Below are 5,274 nucleotides of genomic sequence, written 5' to 3'. Positions count from 1 at the left end.
TCGACGTCTTCAGTCCGGATCGCTTCGGTGCCGGGGGTCGTGAGTGAGAAACAGGGTTAGAACACTGTTTCTCACTCACGACAAGCCGCGGCAGACCTAGCAAGTTCCCCAAAAAATCCGCCGCATAATGATCTCGCACCGGGAAGCCGGTGCGAAGGGGTGTAGCTCTCAATTGGCCAGAGCAGCGGTTTCCAACACCGACGGTTGCAGGTTCGAGTCCTGCCGCCCCTGCCAGATCTCCCGCGCCACCGGTCCAGGCCGGGCCCGTGCCACCGATCCCCGCCCGCCGAACCGTTGGGAGTGCCCGAGGTGACCATCTGGACCGAGCTGCTCGGCAGCCAGACCCACGTCCTCGGCGAGAAGTACCGGACGCGCGTCATCGAGGCCGGCGACGGCGAACCGCTGGTGCTGTTGCACGGCGTCGGTGGGCACGCGGAGGCGTACGCGCGCAACGTGAACCGGCTCGGTCGGCACTACCGCACGATGGCGATGGACCTGCTGTGGCACGGCTTCTCCGCCAAGCCGGAGTTCACCCACGACGCCGTCGGCACGTACGTCGCGCAGGTGCTCGACCTGCTGGACTCCCAGGGCATCGAGCGCGCGCACCTCGAAGGCGAGTCGCTCGGCGGCTGGGTCGCGCTGACGCTCGCGCTGGAGCACCCCGACCGCGTCGGGAAGCTGGTGCTCAACACCACCGCCGGTATCAAGTGGGCGCCGGGTTCGGTCAACGAGCGGCCCGCCGAAGGCCGCGAGGCGCTGCGCGCCCGTTCGCTGGCCGCGATCGAGAACCCGACCCCGGAGACCATCCGCACCCGGCTGGAGTGGCTGATGGCCACCCCGGATCGCGTCACCGACGAGCTGGTCGAGGTCCGCCGCCGGATCTACGCCGAGCCCGCGACCAACGCCGCGCTGCGCACGGTGTTCGAGAACTCCTTCGGGTTCGGCTCCGGGCCGAACCGGAAGATCTCCGAGGACCGGCTGGCGACGGTGAGCGTGCCGACGCTCGTGCTCTGGTCGGACCACAACCCCGGCAGCGGGCCCGACGTGGGCCGCCGGATCGCGAAACTCATCCCGGGCGCGGCCTTCCACTGTGTCGCCGACGCCGCGCACTGGCCGCAGTGGGAGCAGCCCGAAGAACACGATCGCGTGGTCCTGGACTTCCTGGGCAGTGCGGAGTGACCAGCAGGAGGACGGACCCCATGCGCATCCGCAGTCTCGCTTACGTCGGACTGTCCACCAGGGAGCTTCCGGCCTGGGAGACGTTCGCCGCGGACGTCCTGGGCCTGCCCGGCCAGTGGGTCGACGACGGACGCCTGCTGCTGCGCATGGACGAGCGGGCCTACCGCTTCGACGTGCGCCACGGCGAGGGCGCAGCACTGTCCTGGCTGGGCTGGGAGGTGGCGAGCGCCGCCGAGCTGACCGCGCTCGAGGACGAGCTGGCCGCGGCCGGCGTCGCGGTGACCCGGGCGACCGCCGCCGAATGCGCCGACCGGCGTGTCGCGGGCATGGTCTGGCTGGTGGACCCGTCCGGATTGCGCCACGAGCTGTTCTACGGCCAGGAGGCCGACTTCCGGCCGCTGCGCCTGACCCGCGCGCTGACCGGCTACCGGACCGGCGAGCACGGGATGGGCCACGCCGTCGTCGGCGTCACGAACTACGCCGAGACGCTGGCGTTCCTGGTGGACACGCTCGGCTTCGGCGTCAGCGACACGTTCAAGGGCTTCATCGCGTTCCTGCACTGCAACCCGCGCCACCACTCCATCGCGCTGGTGGACACCGACGAGCCCGGCCTGCGGCACATCATGCTGGAGACGACGACGCTCGACGACGTCGGCTCGACCATCGACGTCGCCTACGACCGCCGGATCGTCACCCGCACGCTGGGCCGGCACACCAACGACCGGGCCGTGTCGTTCTACCTCGAGACGCCCTCGGGCTGGGAGATCGAGTACGGCTGGGACGGCCTGGACGTGGACACCGCCGACTGGTCGACGCGGCAGCTGGCCGGGCCGACCAGTCTGTGGGGGCACCACCACGTGACCGGCACCGAGATCAAGACCTCATGACCCCCGACCCGATCGACCCGGACATCACGCAACTGTCCGGCTGGCAGCGGGAATGGGTCAAGGCCGCCCGCGCCTCGGTCGACGAGGAAGAGCTGGCGCTGCTGTGCCAGGCGGCCACCGACATCCCCAGCCCGACCGGCTGTGAGCGAGAGCTGGCCGAGTACTTCCGCGACGTCATGACGTCGGCCGGGATCGACAGCCGCGTGCAGGCGATCGACGAACGCCAGGCCAACCTCGTCACCCGCGTCGGCACCGGCCGCACGGGCGCGCAGCTGCTCGTGCTGGCGCCGCTCGACACCGCGTTCGCGCCGGGCCGCGAGGACGCGCCGTGGCTCGGGGAACGGCCCCGCGACGACTTCACGCTGCCCGCGCAGCGCTACGGCGAGAAGATCGTCGGGCTCGGCGCGGAGAACCCCAAGGCGTTCGCCAGCTGCGCGCTGGCCGCCGCGCTCGCCGTGCACCGCTCCGGCGTGCCGCTGGATGGGCAGCTGGTGGTCGCGCTGGTCGGCGGCAGCATGCCGGTGCTGGCCGGGGAGCAGTCCTCGCGACGCAACTCGGGCATGGGCGTCGGTACCCAGTTCCTGATGGACCACGGCCAGTGCTCCTCGGACCTCGCGATCGTGCTCAAGCCGGGCTACTCGGTGGTGCACGAGGAGGTCGGGTTCGCGATCTTCCGCATCGTCGTGCGCGGTTCGGTCGGCTACACCGGCAGCCGGCACAAGGGGCACTACAACAACGCGATCCTCGCCGGCGCCCGGATGATCGGGCGGCTGGAGAGCTGGTTCGCCGAGTACACCACGCGCAACTCCTCGGGCCAGGTGGCGCCGCAGGGTGCGGTCACCGCGATCCGGGCCGGCGACGGGACCAAGCCGGCGTTCAACCCGGCGACCTGCGAGTTCTGGGTCGACCTGCGGGTCAACCCGCGCACGACGGTCAACGACGTGGCCGGCCAGTTCGAGGCGATCGTCGCGGAGCTGCGGGCGTCGGAGCCGGCCGTCGGGATCGAGGTCGAGCTGGTGGCCGGCCAGGCGGGGTCCGCCACGTCCGCCGACAGCCCGGTCGTGACGCGGCTGGTCCGGGCCTGGGAAGAGGTCGAAGGCCGGCCGCACGTGCCGGGCAAGCCGGGCAGCGGGCTGTCCGACGGCGGCGTGCTGCGCCGTCACGGCATCCCGACCGCGCGGATCGGCCTGCCGATGGCCGCCGAACCCGGGCCGTTCGAAGGGTTTTCGATGGGTGTCGCGGACCTGCCCGCCATGCGCCGGCTGGTCGACCTGCTGGTCGGGGTCGTCGTTGACGTGACCACCCGGCAGCGCGCCGAACTGTGTGAGCCTCCCGCGAGCAGTCGAGGAGACAACTGATGACCGACACTGTCGGCGACGAGCAGGCCCCTCCGGCGCGGCGACAGGCGACCGTCGGCGGCCCCGGCCGCCGGGACTGGTCGACCTGGCCGCGCTACGAGGCGGCGGCGCTCGGCTTCCGCGAGTACTGGTACCCGGTGGCGTGGTCGCGCAAGATCGGCCGCAAGCCGCGCGCGGTCCAGGTGCTCGGCGAGAAGATCATGCTGATCCGCGACGGCGGCGAGGTCCGCGCGCTGCACGACCGGTGCCCGCACCGCGGGGTCCCGCTGAGCCACAAGATGTCGTCGCAGGAGTTCCCCGGCACGTGGAGCTGCTGCTACCACGGCTGGACGTTCGACCTGGAGACCGGCGTGCTGGTCGCGGCGATCACCGACGGCCCGGAGTCGCCGATCTGCGGCAAGGTCACCGTGCGCACCTACCCGGTCGAGGAAGCCCGCGGCCTGGTCTGGGTGTGGCTGGGCGACGGCCCGGCCCGCCCGTTCGTCGAGGACGTCCCGGAGGAGCTGCTCGACCCCGATGCCGTCGTCGTCGGCCGCATCACCGTGCGGGACGGCAACTGGCGCTTCGGCGCGGAGAACGGCTTCGACGACGGTCACGCGAAATGGCTGCACCGCAACGCGTTGTGGACCAAGCGGGTCAAGATGCCGGTGTGGAGCGAGATGAAGGTCATCCGCGACGGGCCGTGGATCACCCGCCGCAAGGACAAGATGCACTACAGCGCCTCGTTCCCCGGCCTCGGCGACTTCCCGAAGAAGAAGTGGTACCGGCGCCGCGAGGGCAACAAGACCAAGGTGTCGCTGCGGCTGCCGGGCACGCTGCGGGTGAAGTACGCGGAGTGGTCGCACTTCGAGTGGTGGGTCGCCGCATCGGCGGAGGACCACACGTACGTCCAGCTCGCGGTGATGAACCAGGGCAAGTGGCGCAACCGTCGTTTTCGGCTCTACTACTGGACGTGGGCGCGCTGGGTGTTCCACGGCATGTTCAACGACGAGGACCGCCTGATGGTGGAGGTCACCGACGCCCCACCGGAGCGCCTGTACCGCCCCGACGTCTCGCTGACCGAGTGGCGGCGGATGGTCGAGGAGGAGGCCCGGCGCAGCCCGGTCGAGGTCGTCAAGGAACGGCAGGCCGAGAAGAGGCGGGCGAAGCATGACTGAGCCTTTCCGGTTGGTGATCGGGATGTCCGGCTCCAGCGGGGCGATCTACGGGATCCGCCTGCTGGAGATCCTGAAGGGCATGCCGGAGGTTGAGACGCACCTGGTGGTGACGCCGGCGGCCCGGCAGACGATCGCGTTCGAGACGGACTGGACGCCGGAGTCCGTCGCGTCTCTGGCGGACGTCACTTACCGGCCGGGTGACATCGCGGCGCCGATTTCGAGTGGGTCTTTCCCTATTGACGCGATGATCGTGCTGCCGTGTTCGGTCCGGAGTCTTGGGGCGATCGCCTGGTCGCAGAACGACAGTCTGCTGGTTCGCGCGGCCGATGTGACTTTGAAGGAGCGGCGGAAGCTGGTGGTCGCTCTGCGTGAGACACCTTTGCACCTGGGGCATTTGCGAGCGATGACTCAGGTTACCGAGATGGGCGGGATCATCGCGCCGCTCATGCCGGCTTTCTACGGGCGGCCCGCGACGCTGGGCGACTTGGTGGACCACCAGGTCGGGCGGCTGTGCGATCTGCTGGGGATTCGGCCGCCGGACGAGCTGGTCGAGCGCTGGCACGGCCCCTCGACCCACTGAGAGGTCGTGAGTGAGAAAGACTTGGTGGCGCTCGCGGAGGCGGCGGGGTTCACGGTCGCGGTGCTCGGGCGGTAGTGCGGGTCTGTTGCCTTCGCCGGGATGCCGGGGCTGGT

General features: G+C 70.4%; 5 protein-coding genes and 1 tRNA gene. All 6 read left to right on the top strand.

Annotated elements, in window-relative coordinates; genetic code table 11:
- Positions 1 to 155: 155 nt before the first annotated feature.
- The 6 genes from AB0M59_RS53420 (at position 156) to AB0M59_RS53395 (ending at position 5,161) form a co-directional block, all read left to right on the top strand.
- Positions 156 to 234: transfer RNA gene (locus AB0M59_RS53420), tRNA-Trp, on the top strand.
- Positions 235 to 309: 75 nt separating this feature from the next.
- Complete coding sequence (locus tag AB0M59_RS53415) at positions 310 to 1,179, top strand: alpha/beta fold hydrolase (RefSeq protein WP_364632097.1); 870 nt, start codon at positions 310 to 312, stop codon at positions 1,177 to 1,179.
- A 20-nt stretch (positions 1,180 to 1,199) separates the two neighbouring features.
- Positions 1,200 to 2,066, top strand: coding sequence for a VOC family protein (locus AB0M59_RS53410; RefSeq protein WP_364632095.1), 867 nt, complete (start codon positions 1,200 to 1,202; stop codon positions 2,064 to 2,066).
- Entirely contained in the window at positions 2,063 to 3,424 is a 1,362-nt protein-coding gene (locus tag AB0M59_RS53405; RefSeq protein ID WP_364632092.1) for a peptidase dimerization domain-containing protein, read from the top strand. The genes AB0M59_RS53410 and AB0M59_RS53405 overlap by 4 nt, the downstream gene beginning before the upstream one ends.
- Positions 3,424 to 4,581, top strand: coding sequence for a Rieske 2Fe-2S domain-containing protein (locus AB0M59_RS53400; protein ID WP_364632089.1), 1,158 nt, complete (start codon positions 3,424 to 3,426; stop codon positions 4,579 to 4,581). The genes AB0M59_RS53405 and AB0M59_RS53400 overlap by 1 nt, the downstream gene beginning before the upstream one ends.
- A complete protein-coding gene (locus tag AB0M59_RS53395) occupies positions 4,574 to 5,161 on the top strand; it encodes a UbiX family flavin prenyltransferase (RefSeq protein ID WP_364632087.1) in 588 nt (195 codons plus the stop codon). The genes AB0M59_RS53400 and AB0M59_RS53395 overlap by 8 nt, the downstream gene beginning before the upstream one ends.
- Positions 5,162 to 5,274: the final 113 nt, after the last annotated feature.

Source organism: Amycolatopsis sp. NPDC051371 (genome assembly GCF_040682155.1).
Classification (GTDB): Bacteria; Actinomycetota; Actinomycetes; order Mycobacteriales; family Pseudonocardiaceae; genus Amycolatopsis.
The sequence above is the reverse complement of the archived record's forward strand: the minus strand, read 5'-3'. Positions and strand labels throughout refer to the sequence as shown.

What these genes read in the sequence shown, in the direction of transcription:
- AB0M59_RS53410 (WP_364632095.1), top strand. Translation starts at nt 1,200, where the DNA reads ATGCGCATCCGCAGTCTCGCTTACGTCGGACTGTCCACCAGGGAGCTT.
- AB0M59_RS53405 (WP_364632092.1), top strand. Translation starts at nt 2,063, where the DNA reads ATGACCCCCGACCCGATCGACCCGGACATCACGCAACTGTCCGGCTGG.
- AB0M59_RS53400 (WP_364632089.1), top strand. Translation starts at nt 3,424, where the DNA reads ATGACCGACACTGTCGGCGACGAGCAGGCCCCTCCGGCGCGGCGACAG.
- AB0M59_RS53395 (WP_364632087.1), top strand. Translation starts at nt 4,574, where the DNA reads ATGACTGAGCCTTTCCGGTTGGTGATCGGGATGTCCGGCTCCAGCGGG.